The organism is Actinosynnema pretiosum, from assembly GCF_024171695.1.
GTDB lineage: Bacteria > Actinomycetota > Actinomycetes > Mycobacteriales > Pseudonocardiaceae > Actinosynnema > Actinosynnema pretiosum.
This window is the reverse complement of record NZ_JAMTCF010000015.1, coordinates 53,280-71,507: the sequence shown is the minus strand read 5'-3', so window position 1 is coordinate 71,507 and position 18,228 is coordinate 53,280. Positions and strand designations below refer to the sequence as shown.

Genomic DNA, 18,228 nt, shown 5'->3' with positions numbered 1-18,228 from the left:
TCCTCCAAGGGTTTCGGCTACTCGCCGCCGAGCGCGCGGCGGACCAGCTCGTCGGCGGCCATGTCGTCGAAGTCGTCGCCGTGCCGGGGGCCGGGCAGCTGCTCGGCCGGGAACAGCTCGGCCTCCAGGCGCTCGGCGGTGGCGGCGGGGGTGGGGTGGTCGAACACGACGCTCGCGGGCAGGCGCACCCCGGCCAGCCGGACGAGCCGGTTGCGCAGGGCCATCGCGGTGATCGAGTCGAACCCGGCGTCGCGGAACGCCTGCCCGGCGGGCAGCGCGGCCCCGTCGTCTCGGCCCAGCACGGCGCGGGCCTCGGCGGTGACCAGCTCCAGCAGGGCGGCGCGCCGCTCGGCGGGCGGCAGCGGGCGCAGCCGGTCGGCCAGCGACGGCCCGGCCGGGGCGGGGGTCGCGGCGCGCGGGGCGGGGACGCGGCGCTCCGGTTCGCGGTCGAGCGGGACGAGCGCGGGCAGGCCGGTGCGCAGGGCCGCGTCGAACAGGTCGAGCGCGACCTGCGGCGCGAGGGTCCCGCGACCGCGCGCCATGCCCTCGGTCCACGGCCCCCAGGCCAGCGCCGTGGCGGGCAGGCCGAGGGCGTGCCGCTCGTGCGCGAGGCCGTCCAGGTAGGCGTTGGCCGCCGCGTAGTTGGCCTGCCCGGCGTGGCCGAGCGCGCCCGCGACCGAGGAGAACAGCACGAACGCGGCCAGGTCCCGGTCCCTGGTCAGCTCGTCCAGGTGCCGGGCGCCCTCGGCCTTGGGGCGCAGCACCGCGTCCAGCCGCTCGGGGGTCAGCGAGGTCAGCGCGCCGTCGTCGAGCACCCCGGCCAGGTGCGCCACCAGCGTCAGCGGCCGGTCCGGCGGCACGGCGGCCAGCGCCGCGACCACGTCGGCCCGGTCCGCGACGTCGCCGCGCACGTGCCGCACGTCGGCGCCCGGCACGTCCGGCCCGCGCCCGCTGCGGCTGAGCAGCACCAGGGAGCGCACGCCGTGCGCGCGCACCAGGTGCTCGGCCAGCAGCGCGGCCAGCGCCCCGGAGCCGCCGGTGATCAGCGCGGTGCCACCGGGGTCGAGCGCTGTCCCGCCGGTGCTGGGCGCGGAGACCCGGTGCAGGCCGGGCACGAGCACCCGTCCCGCGCGGACCACCGCCTCCGGCAGCGCGCCGGTGGCGAGCGCGGGAAGCAGCGCGGCGGACTCGGGCCGGTCGTCCAGGTCGACCAGGACGAACCGGCCGGGGTGCTCGGCGGCGGCCGTCCGCACCAGGCCCCACACCGCGGCCCCTTCGGCGCGACCGGCGCGCGGCCCGACCGCGCCCGAGGTCGTCACGAGCAGTCGCGCCGACTCCCAGCAGGGCTCGGTCACCGCCTCCTGGAGCAGCGGCAGCAGGTCGCGGACGTGCCCGGCGTCGACCCGCACCACCGGCGGCACCCGCTCGCCGACCTCGCGCAGCGGCACGGGCTCGGCCGCGCCGGGCGGCGGGCCGACCTCCGTCCACGCCTGGCGCAGCAGCACCCCGGAGCGCAGCCGGTCGGGGGTGACCGGCCGGGACACCAGCGAGGCGATCTCCAGCAGCGGACGGCCCTCGGGGCAGGCGACGCGCACCCGGACGCCGCCGTCGCCGTCGGGCCGCAGGGAGGCGCGCACCGCGCGGCCCGCCCGGCCGGCGCCGCGCGCGGAGCGCCAGCTGAACGGCACCCGCACCTGCGAGCCGTCCTCGACCCCGGTGAGCGAGATGGCCTGGAGCACCGCGTCGAGCAGCGCCGGGTGCACGGCGTGCCCGTCGTCGGCGACCTCGTCCGGCAGGACCGCCTCCACCAGCACCTCGTCGCCGAGCCGCCAGGCGGCGCGCAGCCCGAGGAACGCGGGCCCGTACCCGTGGCCGGTGGCGGCCATCGCGGCCCGGTGGTCGGCCACCGGGAGCGGCTGCGCGCCCTGCGGCGGCCACTGCGCCAGGTCGAACGCGAGCGGCCCCGACTCGGGGGCGAGCTGGCCGGTGACGTGCCTGGTCCACGGCGAGCGCGGACCTGCCGACTCCGGTCGGGAGTGCACGGCCACCTCCCGCCGCCCGTCCGGCCCCGGCGCGGCGGCGGTGACGCGCAGCAGCGCCGCCCCGTCGCCGAGCACCAGCGGGACCTCGTTGACCAGCTCGGCGACCTCGGGCAGCCCGAGCTGCCGACCGGCCGCCCGCACCAGGTCCAGCAGGGCCGTCCCCGGCACGACGACCGCGCCGAGCAGCCGGTGGTCGGCCAGCCACGGCTGGGCGCCGGTGGCGACGCGGCCGGTGAACGCGGCGGTGTCCGAGCCGGGGATCTCCAGCTCCCCGGTGAGCAGCGGGTGCTCCAGCGGGGCGGCGTCGGTGGCGGGCGGGGCGGGGTCGAGCCAGAAGCGGCGGCGCTGGAACGGGTAGGTGGGCAGGTCGGTGGTCCGGCCGCCCGCGTCGGCGAGCAGGGGGGCGAAGTCGACGTGCGAGCCTCGGGCGTGCAGCGCGCCGAGCGCGGTGATCAGGGAGTGGTCCTCGTCGTGGTCGCGGTGCAGCAGGGGGGCGCAGAGCACGTCGTGCCCGTCCAGGCACTCCTGCGCGGCGGCGGCCAGCCCGCCGCCGGGGCCGACCTCGACGAACGCGGTCGCGCCCCGCCGGTGCAGGTCGGTGACGGCGTCGGCGAAGCGCACCGGCTGACGGGCCTGGTCCAGCCAGTAGCCGGGGGTGTCGAGCGCGCCGGGCGCGGCGGCGGCCACCGGGACCTGCGGCGGGCGGAAGTCCAGGCGCGCCAGCACGTCGGCGAACGCGGGCAGCACCGCGTCGACGGCGGCCGAGTGGAAGGCGTGGGCGACCCGCAGTCGGGTGGCGCGCCCGAAGCGGGCGGCCACCGAGGTCACGGCGGCCTCGTCGCCGGTGAGCACGGTGGAGCGGGGGCCGTTGACGGCGGCCAGCTCCACCCCGTCGACCAGCGCGGCGCGCACCTCGTCCGCACCCGCGCGCACCGCGACCATCACGCCGGGCGGCAGCTCGCGCATGAGCGCGCCGCGCGCGGCCACCAGGGTGCAGGCATCCGCCAGGGACAGCACCCCGGCCGCGTGCGCGACGGCGATCTCGCCGACCGAGTGCCCGGCGAGCAGGTCGGGGCGGACGCCGAGCGCGTCGAGCAGGCGCACCAGCGCGACCTGCACGGCGAACAGGCCGGCCTGCGCGTACCGGGTGTCGGCGAGCAGGTCGGGGTCGTCCAGCGCGGCGCGCACGCCGGGGCCGCCGACGATCCGCCGGTCCAGCAGGGCGCACACCTCGCGCAGCGCGTCGCGGAACACCGGGAACCGCCGCTCCAGCAACCGCCCGGTCCCGACGCGCTGGCTGCCCTGGCCGGACAGCAGGAACGCGACGCTCCCGCCGTCCCGGTCGGCGGGCGCGGTGGCGCCGGACGCGAGGTCGCGCAGCGCCGCGAGCGCCTGGTCCCGGTCGCGGGCGGGCAGCACCGCCCGGCAGGGCAGCGCGGCGCGGCCGGTGACCAGGGACAGCGCCAGGTCGGGCAGCGGGACGCGCTCGGCGACCGGCAGCAGGCGGGCCGCGGTGGCGCGCAGCGCGGCCGGGTCGTGCGCGGACAGCACGAGCGGCAGGTGGCCGGGGACGTCCCGATCGGACCCGGCGGGAGCTTGGTCGTCGGGTGCCTGGTGGGCGGCTGCCCGGTCGGCGGATTCCTGGTCGGCGGATTTATGGCCCCCAGGCACCCGCCCTTCGGACGCCTGGTCATCAGGTGCCCGGTCGTCGGACGCCTGGCCCATAGGCACCCGGCCCTCGGAGGCTTGGTCCTCGGGTACCTGCCCCTCGGGCACCCGGCCCGCTGAAGTCACGCCCGCAGCCACCCAGGCCGCTGAGGTCGGGCCCGCAGCCGCCTGACCCGCTGCTGAGGTCCGACCCGCTGAAGCCCGCCCCTCGGGGATCTGCTCCCCAGGGACCAACTCCTCGGAGGCCAGCTCCTCGGGGGCCTGCTCCAGCACCACGTGCGCGTTGGTCCCGCTGACCCCGAACGAGGACACCGCCGCCCGGCGCGGCCTGCCCACCTCGGGCCAGTCCCGCCGCTCGGCCAGCACCGCCACCCCGTCCCAGTCGACCTCGGTCGTGGGCTCGGCCGCGTGCAGGGTCGCGGGCAGCACCCCGTGCCGGAGCGCCTGCACCGCCTTGATCAGCCCGGCGACCCCGGCGGCGGCCTGGGTGTGCCCGATGTTCGACTTCACCGACCCGAGCCACACCGGCTCGCCGTCCCGGTCGCGCCCGTAGGTCGCCACCAGCGCCCGCGCCTCGATCGGGTCGCCCAGCCGCGTCCCGGTCCCGTGCGCCTCCACCAGGTCCACGTCGGCCGCCGACAGCCCGGCGTCCGCGAGCGCCCGCCCGATGACGCGCTCCTGCGCGGGACCGCTGGGCGCGGTCAGCCCGTTGGACGCCCCGTCGGAGTTCACCGCGCTGCCGCGCACCAGCCCCAGCACCCGGTGCCCGTTGCGCCGCGCGTCCGACAGCCGCTCCAGCAGCACCAGGCCGACGCCCTCGCCGAACCCGGTGCCGTCCGCGCCCGCCCCGAACGCCTTGCAGCGCCCGTCGGCGGCGAGCCCGCGCTGCCGGGAGAAGTCCACGAACAGGTCCGGCGTGCTCAGCACGGTCACGCCGCCCGCCAGCGCCAGCGAGCACTCGCCGCCGCGCAGCGCCCGCACCGCCAGGTGCACGCCCACCAGCGACGACGAGCACGCCGTGTCCACGGTCATCGCGGGCCCCTGCAACCCGAAGGCGTAGGCGACCCGGCCGGACACCACGCTCCCGGACACCCCGGTGACGCGGTGGCCCTCCAGCCCCTGGGCGGAGTGGGCGGGCAGCACCGGGTAGCCGTGCGCGATGACGCCCGCGAACACGCCGGTGTCGGTGCCGCGCAGCGAGTCGGGTGCGATGCCCGCGCGCTCGAACAGCTCCCACGCCACCTCCAGCAGCAGCCGCTGCTGCGGGTCGGTGCCGATGGCCTCGCGCGGGCTGATGCCGAACAGGTCGGCGTCGAAGCCCGCGACGTCGGCGAGGAACCCGCCCTCGCGGGCGTAGCTGCGGCCCGCGCGGTCCGGGTCGGGGTCGAACAGGCCCGCCAGGTCCCAGCCCCGGTCGGCGGGGAACGGGGTGAGCGCGTCCCGACCGCCCGCGACGAGGTCCCACAGGTCCTCCGGGGAGGACACGTCGCCGGGGAAGCGGCAGGCCATCGACACGATCGCGATGGGCTCCCCCGCGTCGACCCCGGCGGGTGCGGCGGCGACGGCGGGCGCGGTGGTCCCGGTGGCGGGGGCGTGGCCCAGCTCGGCGAGCAGGTGCGCGGTCAGCAGCGCCGGGGTCGGGTGGTCGAACACCGAGGTGGCGGCCAGCGCGAGGCCGGTCGCGGCGGCGAGCCGGTTGCGCAGCTCCACGGCCGTGAGCGAGTCAACGCCCAGCTCCTTGAACGCGCGGTGCGCGTCCACGGCGGAGGCGTCGCGGTGCCCGAGCACGGTCGCGGTGTGCGCCCTGACCACGTCGATCAGCGGCCGGTCCGCCCCCGCGCCGACACCGGCGGCCACCGCCCGGCGCGGTCCGGCGAGGTCGCGCAGCAGCGGCGGGACCTCGGCGGCGCGGCGGGGGTCGAGCGCGGCGGCGAGGACGGCGGGTTCCGGGGAGGCCAGTGCGGCGTCCAGCAGCGCCAGCGCCTCGGCGGTGCCGAGCGAGCCCGCGCCGTGCCTGGCCCCGCGCGCGAGGTCGGCGGCGGTGAGCCCGGCGGTGAGCGCGCTGGTGTGCTCCCAGTGGCCCCAGGCGATGGCGGTGGCGGGCAGCCCGGCGGAGCGGCGGCGGACGGCCAGCGCGTCGAGCGCGGCGTTCGCGGCGGCGTAGTTGGCCTGGCCCGCGTTGCCGAGCGTCCCGGCGGCGGAGGAGAACAGCACGAACGCGGCGAGGTCGGCGTCGCGGGTCAGCTCGTCCAGCAGCAGCGCCCCGTCGAGCTTGGCGCGCAGGGCCGTGTCGACGCGCGCCGCGTCCTGGTCGGCGAGCAGGGCGTCGTCGAGCGCGCCCGCCGTGTGCACGACGGCGGTCAGCGGGCGCCCGCCGAGGTCGGCCAGCAGGGCGGCGACCCGGTCGCGGTCGGCGGCGTCGCAGCGCTCGAACCGGGCGGTGGCCCCGAGTTCGGCGAGGTCGGCGGCCAGTTCCGCGGCGCCGGGGGCGTCCGGGCCGCGCCGGGAGGTGATCAGCAGGTGGCGGACGCCGTGCGCGGTGACCAGGTGCCGGGCGGTGAGCGCGCCGAGCTCGCCGCCGCCGTGGACCAGGACGACGCCCTCGGGGTCGAGCGGGCGGGGCACGGTCAGCACGACCTTGCCGACGTGCCCGCCGGACGCGACGTGCCGCAGCGCCTCGGGCGCGTGCCTGATGTCGCGGACGGTCAGCGGCAGCGGTTCCAGGCGGCCTTCCGCGAACAGCCCCATGATCTCGGCGAGCAGTTCGGCGGTGCGGTCGGGGCCCGCGTCGCGCAGGTCGTAGGCCCGGTACGACACGTCGGCGCGGACGAGGTCGCGCACGTCGACCTTGCCCAGCTCCAGGAACCGCCCGCCGGGCGCGAGCAGCCGCAGCGAGGCGTCCACCAGCTCGCCGGTGAGCGAGTTCAGCACGACGTCGACGTTCGGGAAGCGCTCGGCGAACCCGGTGTCCCTGGAGGACGCCAGGTGCTCGTCGTCCAGGCCGAGGGCGCGCAGCACCGGCCACTTCGCCGGGGACGCGGTGGCGAACACCTCCGCGCCCAGCAGCGCGGCCAGCCGGACCGCCGCGCCGCCGACGCCGCCCGCGCCCGCGTGCACCAGGACGCGGTCGCCCGGCCCGACCTGGGCGAGGTCGCGCAGGCCGTGGAGGGCGGTGAGGAACGCGACCGGGACCGAGGCCGCGCGGGCGAAGCCCCAGCCCGGCGGGACGGGGGCGAGCAGGCGGGCGTCGGTGATCGCGACCGGGCCGAACGCGCCGAAGTCGCGGTCGAACGTGCCGAGCACCCGGTCGCCGACCGCGAGGCCGGTGACGCCGGGGCCGGTCTCCAGGACGACGCCGGAGGCCTCGCCGCCGAGCCCGCGCTGGCCGGGCACCGCGTTCAGCACGACGGCGGCGTCCCGGAAGTTGACGCCCGCCGCGCGCACGCCGACCCGGACCTCGCCGGGTTCCAGCGGGCGGGTCGCGGCGGGGCCGGGGGTGGCGGCCAGGTCGGTGAACGTGCCGCCGTCGCAGGTCAGCCGCCAGGTCGGGTCGGCGGGCAGCCGCAGGCCGTCGTCGCGGGTGCGCGCGAGGCGCGGGGCGCCCGCCCTCCCGGCGCGCACCCGGACCTGCGGCTCGCCGGTGGCGGGCAGGGCGGGCAGCAGGGCGCGCGAGGCGGGGTCGTCGTCCAGGTCGACCAGGGCGTAGCGGCCGGGCCGCTCGGTCTGGGCGGTGCGCAGCAGCCCCCACACGGCGGCGGCGGCCGGGTCCTCGGCCGCGCCGCGCGTGACGACGGTCAGCTCCTCGTGCTCGCGCAGGGCTTCCAGGGTGAGGCCGACGAGGGTGCGCGCGTCACCGCCCGGCAGGTCGGGCGCGGACAGGTCGAGCAGCGGCTGTCCTGGCGCCGGGGCGTCCGAAGTGGACTCCGGCACGTCCAGGTCCACCCACTCGACCCGGAACAGCGCGCCCGAGCCGACGAGCGCGGTGGTCGGGGCCGGGCGCAGCCGCAGGGCGTCGACCTCCACGACCGGCGCGCCCTCGGGGTCGTAGGCGCGCAGCACGTGGTCGTCGGCGGTCCCGGTCAGGTGCACGCGCAGCGCGGTCGCCCCGGTGGCGCGCAGCCTGGTCCCCCGCCAGGAGAACGGCAGCAGCACCTCGTCGGCGGCGACCCGCGCCGGGGGCAGCAGGCCGGTGGCGTGCAGGGCTGCGTCGAACAGGGCGGGGTGCAGGCCCCAGCCGTCCGGGCTCAGCGGTTCGGGCAGCCCCACCTCGGCGAACACCTCGCCGTCGCGGGTCCAGGCGCGGCGCAGCCCGCGCAGCGCGGGCCCGTAGCCGTAGCCGTCGGCGGCCCGGCTGTCGTAGAAGCCGGTCAGGTCGACCTCGCGGGCGCCGGTCGGCGGCCACTGCGCCAGCGGGACCGGGGTGGACCGGTCGGCGGCGAGGGTGCCGCTGGCGTGCCTGGTCCAGGTCCCGCCCTCGGCGCGGGCGTGCGCCTGGAGCGGCCTGCGCCCTGCGGCGTCCGGGGCGCCGATCCTGAGCTGCACCTCCACCGCGCCGCGCTCGGGCAGCACCAGCGGGGCCTCCACCAGCAGCTCGTCCAGCGCGGGCGCGCCGACCTCGTCGCCCGCGCGGATGGCCAGCTCCGCCCAGCAGGTGCCGGGCAGGACGGCGGACCCGCGCACCGCGTGGTCGGCGAGCCACGGCTGCCGCGCGGTGCTCAGCCGCGCCTGGCACACCAGGTCGTCGCCGCCCGCGAGGTCGGTGGCGGAGGTGAGCAGCGGGTGCCGGAGCCCGGAGGCGGCGGTGGCGGGGTCGGCGTCCAGCCAGTAGCGGGCGCGCTGGAACGGGTAGGTGGGCAGGTCGAGCACCCGGACCGGCGGGGGCAGCAGCGGGGCGAGGTCGACGGGGACGCCGCGCACGTGCAGCTCGGCGGCGGAGCGCAGGAACCGGTCGAGGCCGCCGTCGTCGCGGCGCAGCGTGCCGGTGGCGACCGAGGGGCCCGCGCCCGCGAGCAGGTCCTGGACGGGCGCGGTGAGCACCGGGTGCGCGCCGACCTCCACGAACGCCCTGACCCCGTCGGCGACCAGGAGGGCTGCGGCGTCGGCGAAGCGGACGGGTTCGCGCAGGTTGGTGAACCAGTAGTCGGCGTCCAGCTCGGGACCGTCGAGCCACTTGCCCGTGACGGTGGACAGCATCGGGATCGTGGTGGGCCGAGGGGTGATCGGGGCGAGGTCGGCGAGCAGGCCTTCGCGCAGCACGTCCACGGCGGGCGAGTGCGAGGCGTAGTCGACGGGCAGCCTTCGGGCGCCAGCCACGCGGGCGACCAGCGCGTCGACGTCACCGGAGACGACCACCGAGCCGGGGCCGTTGACCGCCGCGACGCACACCCCGGTGCCCGCGATCAGCTCCTCGACCTCGGCCTGCGGCAGCGGGATCGAGGCCATGCCGCCGCCGTCCAGCCCGGCGGCGATGGCCCGGCTGCGCAGCACCACCACGCGGGCGGCGTCTTCCAGTGAGAGGGCCCCGGCCACGCAGGCCGCCGCGATCTCGCCCTGCGAGTGGCCGATCACCGCGTCGGGTTCGACGCCGCACGAGCGCCACAGCTCGGCCAGCGCCACCATGAGCACGAAGGAGACCGGCTGCACCACGTCCACCCGGCCGAGGTCGCCGCCGCGCAGCACGTCCACCACGCGGAAGTCCACCAGCGGGTCGACGGCCGCCGCGCACGCGCGCACCCGCTCGGCGAACACCGGCGACTCGTCCAGCAGCCGCGCGCCCATGCCCACCCACTGGCCGCCCTGGCCGGGGAACACGAGCACCGTGCGGCCGGTGACGTCCGCCCGGCCGGTGACCAGTGCGGGCGACGGCTGGTCCGAGGCCAGCGCCTCCAGCGCGGCGAGCGCGCCCGCCCGGTCGGCGGCGACCACGACGGCGCGCTCGCCCAGGTCGGCCCGACCCGCGCGCAGCGCGCCCGCCAGCTCGGCGGCCGTGACGTCGGAGGGGGCGAGGAAGTCGGCCAGCCGCCGGGCCTGGGCGCGCAGCGCCGCCGCGCCGACGGCGGACACCGGCAGCGGCACGGCCCCGCGCTCGGGCACGGCGGGTGCGGCGGCCTCGGCGGGCGCCTGCTCCAGGACGACGTGCGCGTTGGTGCCGCTGACCCCGAACGAGGACACCGCCGCCCGGCGCGGCCGGTCCACCTCCGGCCAGTCCCGCTGCTCGGCCAGCAGCTCCACGCCGGTCCACTCCACCTCGGGCGTGGGCGCGTCGACGTGCAGGGTGCGCGGCAGCACCCCGTGCCGCAGCGCCTGCACGAGCTTGATCAGCCCGGCGATCCCGGCCGCGCCCTGGGGGTGGCCGAAGTTCGACTTGAGCGAGCCGAGCCGCAGCGGCTCGCCGTCCCGGTCCCGCCCGTAGGTGGCCACCAGCGCCCGCGCCTCGATCGGGTCGCCCAGCCGGGTGCCGGTCCCGTGCGCCTCCACCGCGTCGACGTCCGAAGTGGACAGTCCGGCGTCGGCGAGCGCGGCCCGGATCACCCGCTGCTGAGCCGCGCCGCTCGGCGCGGTCAGCCCGTTCGACGCGCCATCGGAGTTGACCGCGCTGCCCCGCACCACCGCCAGCACCGGATGACCGTTGCGCCGCGCGTCCGACAGCCGCTCCAGCAGCACCAACCCCGCACCCTCGGACCACGCCGTCCCGTCCGCCGACGCCGAGAACGGCTTGCAGCGGCCGTCCGGGGCCAGCGCGCCCTGCCTGGCGAACTCCACGAAGTCGGCGGGCGTGGCCATGACCGTCGCGCCGCCCGCCAGCGCCATCGCGCACTCGCCGCGCCGCAGCGACTGCACCGCCAGGTGCACCGCCACCAGCGACGACGAGCACGCGGTGTCCACGGTGATCGCGGGCCCGGTGAGCCCGAACGCGTAGGCGATCCGCCCGGAGGCGACGCTGCCCGCGTTGCCCGTGCTCAGGTAGCCCTCCACGAGCTGCCGGTCCAGCCCCGGCCGCGACCCGTAGTCGTGGCCCATCAGCCCGGCGAACACGCCGGTCCCGTCGCCCGCCACCGAGCGCGGGTCGATGCCCGCGCGCTCGAACACCTCCCACGCGACTTCGAGCAGCAACCGCTGCTGCGGGTCCATCGCCAGCGCCTCGCGCGGGTGCACCCCGAACAGGTCGGCGTCGAACAGGGCGGCGTCGGCCAGGAACCCGCCCCCGGCGCAGGCGCCGCGCAGCGCGTCCAGGTCCCAGCCCCGGTCGACCGGGAACGGCGACACCACGTCCGAGCCGGAGCGCACGACCTCCCACAGGTCCTCGGGCGAGGCGACGCCGCCGGGCAGCCTGCACCCGGCGGCCACGATCGCGATCGGCTCGCCCGAGCGCCCGGTGGCGCACGCGGGCGCGCTCGGGACCTGCGGCGCGCCGAACAGCTCGTCGTGCAGCAGAGCGGCGAGCGCGGTCGGGGTCGGGTGCTCGAACGCGGCGGTCGCGGGCAGCGCGAGGCCGGTCGCGGCGGTGAGCCGGTCGCGCAGCGCGACCGAGGTGGCGGAGGTGAAGCCGAGTTCGGTGAAGCCGCGCTCGTGCCCGTCGACCACGAACTCGGCGGGCCGCAGCGCCGAGGTCTCGGCGCGCACCAGGTCGAGCAGGAGCCGCCTGCGCTCCCGCTCCCCGCGCCCGGCGAGGCGGGCCCGCAGCTCGACCGCCCGGCCCCGCTCGGGTTCTGCGGCCACCACGTGCAGCAGGTCGCGCAGCGGCGCGGGCACCGCCCCGGAGACCAGGTCGGGGTCGGGGCGCAGCACGGAGAGCACCGGCTCGTCGGCGCCGAGCGCGGCGTCGAACGCGGCCAGCCCGTCCCGCAGCGGCAGCACGGCCAGCCCGGCGCCCGCCCGAGCCCCCTCGGCCTCCCACGGCCCGAAGACCAGGCACCGGGCGGGCATCCCGGCCGCGCGGCGGCGCAGCACGACGTCCTCGGCGGCGGCCGAGTCGAGCGCGGTCGCGCACACCACCAGCTCCACCCGCGCGCCGAGCAGGTGGGGCAGCGCGGCCGGGTCCCCGCCGCCGGTGTGCACGAGGGCGCCCAGCGGGGACGGCGCCCGGCTGAGCGCGCGGTCGAGCGCGTCCGGTTCGGCGACGGCGAGCACGACCCGCGCGCCCGAGGCCACGAGGTCGTCGCGCAGCGCGCCCGCGCGGGCCCGCCCGTCGGGAGCGGTGATCAGCAGCAGGTCGCGCACGCCGTGCGCGCCGCGCAGGTGCCGGGCCAGCGCGGCGGCGGTCCCGCTGTCCGCGCCGGTGACGGCGACGGCCCGGCGCGGGTCGAGCGCGCCGCGCCCGACGACGGAACCGGGGACCTCGTGCAGGCGGGGCACGAGCACGACCCCGGAGCGCACGAGCAGCCGGGGCTCGTCGGCGGCGAGCAGCGCGACCGGGTCGACCTCGTCGGTGTCGGTGTCGGGATCGGTGTCGGCCACGGTGATCCCGGCGTGGCGGGCGGCGGTCCACGCGGCGAGCTGCCCGAGCCGCACCGGCCCGCCGTCGACGGCCACCGCCCCCCTGGTGAGCACCAGGTCGGGACGACCGGACAGCGCGGGCGCGTCGTCGCCGCGCAGGTCGAGCACCACCGGCGCGTCACCGGGCGCCGGGACCGGGGCGGTGGGGGCGCCTGCGGGCGACCCGGCGTCGGGACCGGTCTCAGCACCAGGCGCGGTCGCAGCACCGGACGCGGTCTCGGGACCAGGCGCGGTCGCCGCGCCGACCGCGGCGGTCAGCGGCACCCAGTCGGTGCGGAACAGCGCCCCCCGCTCACCGCTCGCCCGCAGCCGCGCGGGCGTCTCCAGCAGCACCCGCCGGGTGATCTTCCCCGACGCCGTGCGCGGCACCACGTCGATCTGGTACAGCTCCTCGGGCACCTTGTGGTAGGACAGCCGCTCCCGGCACACCGCCAGCACCCGCGCCGGGTCGAACCCCTCCCCCGGCACCAGGAACGCCACCGGCACCTCGCCCAGCACGTCGTGCGGCCTGCCCACGACGGCGGCGTCCGCGACGCCGGGCACCGCCCGCAGCACCGCCTCCACCTCCGCCGGGTGCACCTTCTCGCCGCCGCGCACCACGACGTCGTCGATGCGCCCGGTGACCGCGTGGAACCCGGACTCGTCCCTGGTCGCCAGGTCCCCGGTGCAGTACCAGCCGTCGCGCAGCGCGGCGGCCGTCGCCTCGGGCCGGTTGTGGTAGCCGACCATGACGCTCGGCCCGCGCACCCACACCTCGCCCTCCGCCCCGGCGGGCGCGTCCAGGCCGGTGTCCGGGTCGACCAGCCGCACCGCCAGCCCCGGCACCGGCAGTCCGCTGGAGCCCTCCACCCTGGGCCCGGTCGGCCAGTTCACCGTGATCGACCCGCAGGTCTCGGTGCTGCCGTAGGCGTCGATGAGCGGCACGCCGAACCGCTGCTCGACGGCGGCCCGCAGCTCGGCCGTGGTGATCGCGCCGCCGACCAGGCCGACCCGCAGGTCGGGCGCGAGGAACCCGCGCTCACCGGCCGCGCGCACCAGGTGGTGGTAGGTCGTGGGCACGCCCGCGAGCACCGTGGAGCGCTCCTCGTGCAGCGCGGCCAGCACGTCCTGCGGCGAGCGCCCGTCGACCAGGCGGGTGGTGGCCCCGACGGCGGTGGTGGCCAGCACCCCGGCGATGTGCGACAGGCTGTGGAACAGCGGCAGCGGCCACAGCACCCGGTCGTCCGGGGTCAGGCCGAGCACGGGCGCGTAGCAGGCGGCCACCGACCACAGGCAGTTGCGCTGGGTGGACAGCACGCCCTTGGGCGCGCCGGTGGTGCCGGAGGTGTAGAGCATCCACGCCAGGTCGTCCAGCTCCAGCGCGTCGTGCGCGGGCAGCGGGGCCTCGGCGCCCGCGAGCGCCTCGTAGTCCCGGCCGACGTGCACGACCTCCAGCTCGGGCCTGACCGCGCGCAGCCTGGCGAGCTGGTCGGCGTGCGCGGTGTCGGTGAGGACGAGCCGGGCGCCGCTGTCGTCGAGCAGCGCGCCCAGCTCGGCGTCGGTGGACACCGGGTTCAGCGGCACGCCCACCGCCCCCGCCCGCACCAGCGCCAGGTAGCACTCGACGGTCTCCACGCGGTTGCCCAGCAGGATCACGGCGCGGTCGCCGGGCAGCAACCGGCGCGCGGCCAGGTTCCCGGCCAGCCTGCGGGTGCGCTGCTCCAGGTCGGCCCAGGTGACGGCGCGGCGCGCGTCGCGGAAGGCGACGCGGTCGCCGCGCTCCGCCGCGTGCAGGCGCAGCAGTTCGGGCAGGGGACGGATCAGGTCGCTTCGCAGCATCTCTCCCACATCCGGTTTCGGGGGCCCGGTCATCCGCGCAGCCACCCACCTTGGCCCGTGCGCGCAGCGGGCGCACGGGCCAGATCCACCCGGACGGGGGACGAAATTGCCGCTGGATTACCGGCCGCGCCCCACCCGGTGGAAGGAGGCAACCGGCGGGCACAGCTCCAGCAGGTCCGCGGGGGCGCGCAGCACCGCGTCGGGCTCGGCGGCCAGCAGCGCGGCCACCTCGCTCTCCCCCCACAGCGCGGCCACGGCCGTCACGCCCGCGGCGCGCGCGCTGGCCAGGTCGGTGACCGCGTCGCCGACCATGAGCGCCTCGCCGGGGTCGAGCGCGAGGGCCGCCAGCCCGGCGAGCACGATGTCCGGGGCGGGCTTGGGCCGCTCGACCTCATCCGAGCCGACGACGATCTCGAACAGCCCCAGCAGCCCCACCGCGTCCAGCAGCGACCGGGCGCGCGGCCCGCTCTTGCCGGTGGCCACGGTGAGGCCGTACCCGCGAGCGCGCAACTCGCGCAGCAGCTCGGGCACGCCGGGGAAGACGGTGACCCGGTGCGCGAGCCGGTAGCTCTCCCGCACGAACGGGCCCTCCATCTCCAGCGGCAGCCCCATGATCCGCATGATGTCGGGGAAGTACCGCCCGAGGTGCCGGTTGTACTCCTCGAACGGCGGCTCGCCCGGCCCGACGACCTCCGCGTAGGCCAGGTGGAACGCCTCGCGCATCACCGCGAAGCTGTCCACCAGCACCCCGTCCAGGTCGAACACGACCCCGCGCGGCGCGGCCCTCACGCCGGGACCCCGACCGGCTCGCGGGCGTAGACCCGCTCGACGACGCCCACCACCCAGCGGGACTCGCGGGCGGTGCGCCCGCGCGCGGCCGGGTCGGTCAGCGCGGCGGGGAGCCCGGCGAGCTGCCGCAGGTACTCCGAGCCGACGGGTTCGCGCTCCACCGGCACGCTCGTGCGCACCCCGGCCGAGGTGCGCACGAGCTGCGGCTCGGGCACCCGGTTCGGGCTGAAGCCGAAGGTGCAGCGCAGCACGGCGGTCCCGGCCGCGCCCTCGACGGCGATGGTGGTCTCGTCGCGCGGCTCGTGCGAGGCCCAGCGGGCGCGCAGCGACACCGACACGCCGCCCGAGGTGACCAGCAGCGCCCGCGCGGTGTCCTCCACGTCCCGCTCCCCCGCGCGCTCCCGGTCGCCGCGCCAGGCCGCGACGCTGTCCCCGGCGGACAGGAAGTCCGCCGAGGTGGCGCCCACGACGGTGGCGGGCTCGGGCGTGCCCAGCAGGGGGATCGCGGTGTCCAGCAGGTGCCAGCCGAGGTCGAGGAGGGCGCCGCCGCCCGCGTGCCGCCGGGTGGTGAACCAGGGGGTGCCCGGCACGCCCCTGGCGCGCACCCAGGACAGGTCGACGTGCCGGATCGGGCCGAGGGCGGGCACGAGGTCGTAGAGCGCGCGCACGTCGGCCCGGTGCCGGGCGGCGCTGCCGCCGAGCAGCAGCCCGCCGCCGGACGACTCGGCCTCGGCGAGGCTGTCGGCCTCGGCGGAGGTCAGGCACACCGGTTTCTCCACGAACACCGCGAACCCGCGCAGCAGCAGGTCGCGGGCCAGGTCGTGGTGCAGGTGGTTGGGCACGGCGAGCACGACCAGGTCCACCCGCGACCGCTCCAGGGCGCCCGCGTCGGCGTGCGCGGCGGCGTGCGGCGCGCTCTCCAGGAAGCGCGCGCGGGCCTGCGGGTCCGGGTCGACGCCCGCGACGACGGTGGCGCCGGGCAGGGCGGCGAGCCGGGGCAGCCAGACCGCGCCCGCCGCCCAGCCGAGTCCGACGAGGGCGACCCTCACACCTCCTCCAGGGCGCTCGCGACGGCCTCGGCCACCAGCGGCATCTGCTCCTCGGTTCCCAGCAGCAGCCGGTGGTGCAGCCACACGCAGTCGCGGCTCAGCGCGTCCGAGACCGGGCAGGCGCGGGCGAGCGCGTCCACCGTGGTGTCGGGGGCGGAGCGCTCCCAGAACGCGTCGGTGCGGTAGATCGCGCGGAACCCGGCGAACGCCGGGACGCCGCGCTCGATCAGCGCGTCGACCAGGCGGGCGCGGCGCTCCTCGCCGATGCCGGGGACCTGGAACATGGCCATGTAGTGCGGGTTGCGGTCGCAGCGCGGGTCGGCGCCCTGCGGGACGACGCCGGGCACCTCGGCGAGCAGCCGGGACAGCTCGGGCCAGCGGCGGGCGCGCACGTCGATCTGCGCCTCGAGCCTGCCGAGCTGGGCGCGCAGCACGGCGGCGGAGAACTCGTTCATGCGGAAGTTCGACCCGGACGTGCTGTGGCGGTAGGCCCGGTCGGTGAGCGGGCGCCCGCAGGCGTGCCGCAGGAACGCCTCCTCGTAGTGGTCCCCGTCCGGGAAGAGCACGGCCCCGCCCTCGCCTGCGGTCATCAGCTTGCCGTTCTGGAAGCTGAAGGCGGCGATCGACCCGAGCGCGCCGACGGGCTTGCCGCGCCACCGCGCGCCGTGGGCGTGCGCGGCGTCCTGGAGCAGCGGGACGCCGGTCTCGGCGGAGAGGGCGCGCAGCGCGTCCATGTCGGCGAGCTGGCCTGCCATGTGCACGGGCATGATCACCCTGGTGCGCTCGGTGATCGCGGCCCGCACGGCGGCCGGGTCGAGGCAGTAGGTGTCCGGGTCGACGTCGACGGGGACGACGACGGCCCCGAGCCGCTGGGCGGCCTGCGAGGACGAGATGAAGGTGAACGCGGGCACGATCACCTCGGTGCCGGGCCCGGCGCCCATGACCTCCAGGACGAGCTCGAGGGCGTGCGTGCCCGTGGTCACCGCCAGCGCGTGCCGGGCGCCGTGGGCCTGCGCGAACTCGCGCTCGAACGAGGTGACCTCGTCCCCGGCGATCCGCCACCACCGGCCGCTGTCGAGCGTGCGCAGCAGCGCCTCGCGCTCGGTCGAGTCGAACTGCGGCCAGGCGGGGAACTCCAGCTTGTGCGGGGCCTTCAGGTGCACGGCGGTCGCCCTCGTCTCTGCTCTGGGGTCGTTTCTCGGGTCCGGTACGCGGCCGAAGCTAACGGCGGTCGGGAGAGCCCCCCAACCCCCTGACAACCCCCTAGGTCCCCCCTGGATCAAGCCGGTTGCCCGCCACTCCCACCACGGGGCGGGCCCCGTCAGCACAATCGCACCAGTCCGCTTCACGTCTCCGCGCTCTGCGAGGTGCCCCGGTGCCAGACCTGCTCCTGCTGAACGGCCCGAACCTGGGAATCCTGGGCCGCCGCGAACCCGAGGTGTACGGAACCGCGACGCTCGCCGACATCGAGGACGCGGTGGCCGACGAGGTCGCGGACCGGGGGTGGAAGGTCGTGGCGCGGCAGCACGACGGCGAGGCCGAGATGATCGGGACCATCCAGGACAGCTACGACACGGTGGGCGCGATCGTGAACCCCGGCGCCCTGATGATCGCGGGCTGGTGCCTCCGGGACGCCCTGGCGAACTACCCGGCCCCGTGGGTGGAGGTCCACCTGTCGAACGTGTGGGCCCGCGAGCCGTTCCGCCACCAGTCGGTGATCGCGCCGCTGGCGACGGGTTTGATCGCGGGCGTGGGCGCTCTGGGCTACCGCCTTGCGGCGCGAGCGCTGCTGGAGCGGGTGGCAGGCTGACCGACTGACCGGCTGAGCGCCCTGGTCAGCCGGACTGTGGACGGCGCCTGGCGGCACGTCCTCGATCGGGTGGTCGTCAAGGACGGCTCCGCCGGTGGACCGGGGTGGGTCGACGACGTCGACTCCGGTGTCGTCCGGTTCCAGGGGCGGACCGACCACCAAGATCCGCCTCGCGGTCTGCGGACGCGGTCTGCCGACGCGCGTCCCGATCACCCAGTGCCAGGCCGGGGACAACCCTCAACGGGTGAGACCGCGCGCACTCGGCGGCGGGCCGGTCGGGGTGGGCCGGGTGTCCACAGGGGATGGGCGGGTCGACCGGGCGGGGATCGGGGTCCCGGCGCGGCCGACCACACGCGGGAGCGCGCGATCCTATCCGCGGCGGCCGGTGCCGGTCACACATTTTCACCTCGGCGCAAAAGCCCAGGCCACCCCCGCTTGAACGGATTCCGAACAACACCAGAATTGCGCGCCGAGGATCCGGTCGAGGAATACTGAATTCTCGCGTTCCCGTACTTGACACACGTGGCCCCACTACCGCGATGACCCCCATGCGGTC

5 protein-coding genes are annotated in these 18,228 nt (G+C 77.8%); 1 reads left to right on the top strand and 4 read right to left on the bottom strand.

Annotated features, from left to right (window positions below; all coding sequences use genetic code 11):
* Positions 1-17 precede the first annotated feature (17 nt).
* The 4 genes from LV78_RS28065 to LV78_RS28050 all read right to left on the bottom strand — a co-directional run bounded on the left by LV78_RS28065 (position 18) and on the right by LV78_RS28050 (position 17,025).
* Positions 18-14,024 carry a type I polyketide synthase gene (locus tag LV78_RS28065; RefSeq protein ID WP_253848669.1) on the bottom strand — a complete coding sequence of 4,669 codons (14,007 nt, stop codon included), beginning with the start codon at positions 14,022-14,024 and terminating at the stop codon, positions 18-20.
* A 117-nt stretch (positions 14,025-14,141) separates the two neighbouring features.
* Positions 14,142-14,813, bottom strand: a complete 672-nt coding sequence (locus LV78_RS28060) for an HAD-IA family hydrolase (RefSeq protein ID WP_253848666.1) — start codon at positions 14,811-14,813, stop codon at positions 14,142-14,144.
* On the bottom strand, positions 14,810-15,862 hold the full coding sequence (locus LV78_RS28055) for a Gfo/Idh/MocA family protein (protein ID WP_253848664.1): 1,053 nt from the start codon (positions 15,860-15,862) through the stop codon (positions 14,810-14,812). Before LV78_RS28055 ends, LV78_RS28060 begins: the two co-directional genes overlap by 4 nt.
* Positions 15,859-17,025 (bottom strand): aminotransferase class I/II-fold pyridoxal phosphate-dependent enzyme, encoded by a 1,167-nt coding sequence (locus LV78_RS28050; RefSeq protein WP_372495002.1) that lies wholly within the window; start codon positions 17,023-17,025, stop codon positions 15,859-15,861. The genes LV78_RS28055 and LV78_RS28050 overlap by 4 nt, the downstream gene beginning before the upstream one ends.
* 212 nt (positions 17,026-17,237) lie before the next feature.
* On the opposite strand from LV78_RS28050, the gene LV78_RS28045 reads away from it, so the two are divergent.
* Positions 17,238-17,672 (top strand): type II 3-dehydroquinate dehydratase, encoded by a 435-nt coding sequence (locus tag LV78_RS28045; protein WP_253848662.1) that lies wholly within the window; start codon positions 17,238-17,240, stop codon positions 17,670-17,672.
* The last annotated feature ends 556 nt before the right edge of the window (positions 17,673-18,228 follow it).

Excerpts from the sequence above, each read along its gene's own strand:
- LV78_RS28065 (WP_253848669.1), bottom strand. The coding sequence starts at position 14,024 with ATGCTGCGAAGCGACCTGATCCGTCCCCTGCCCGAACTGCTGCGCCTG.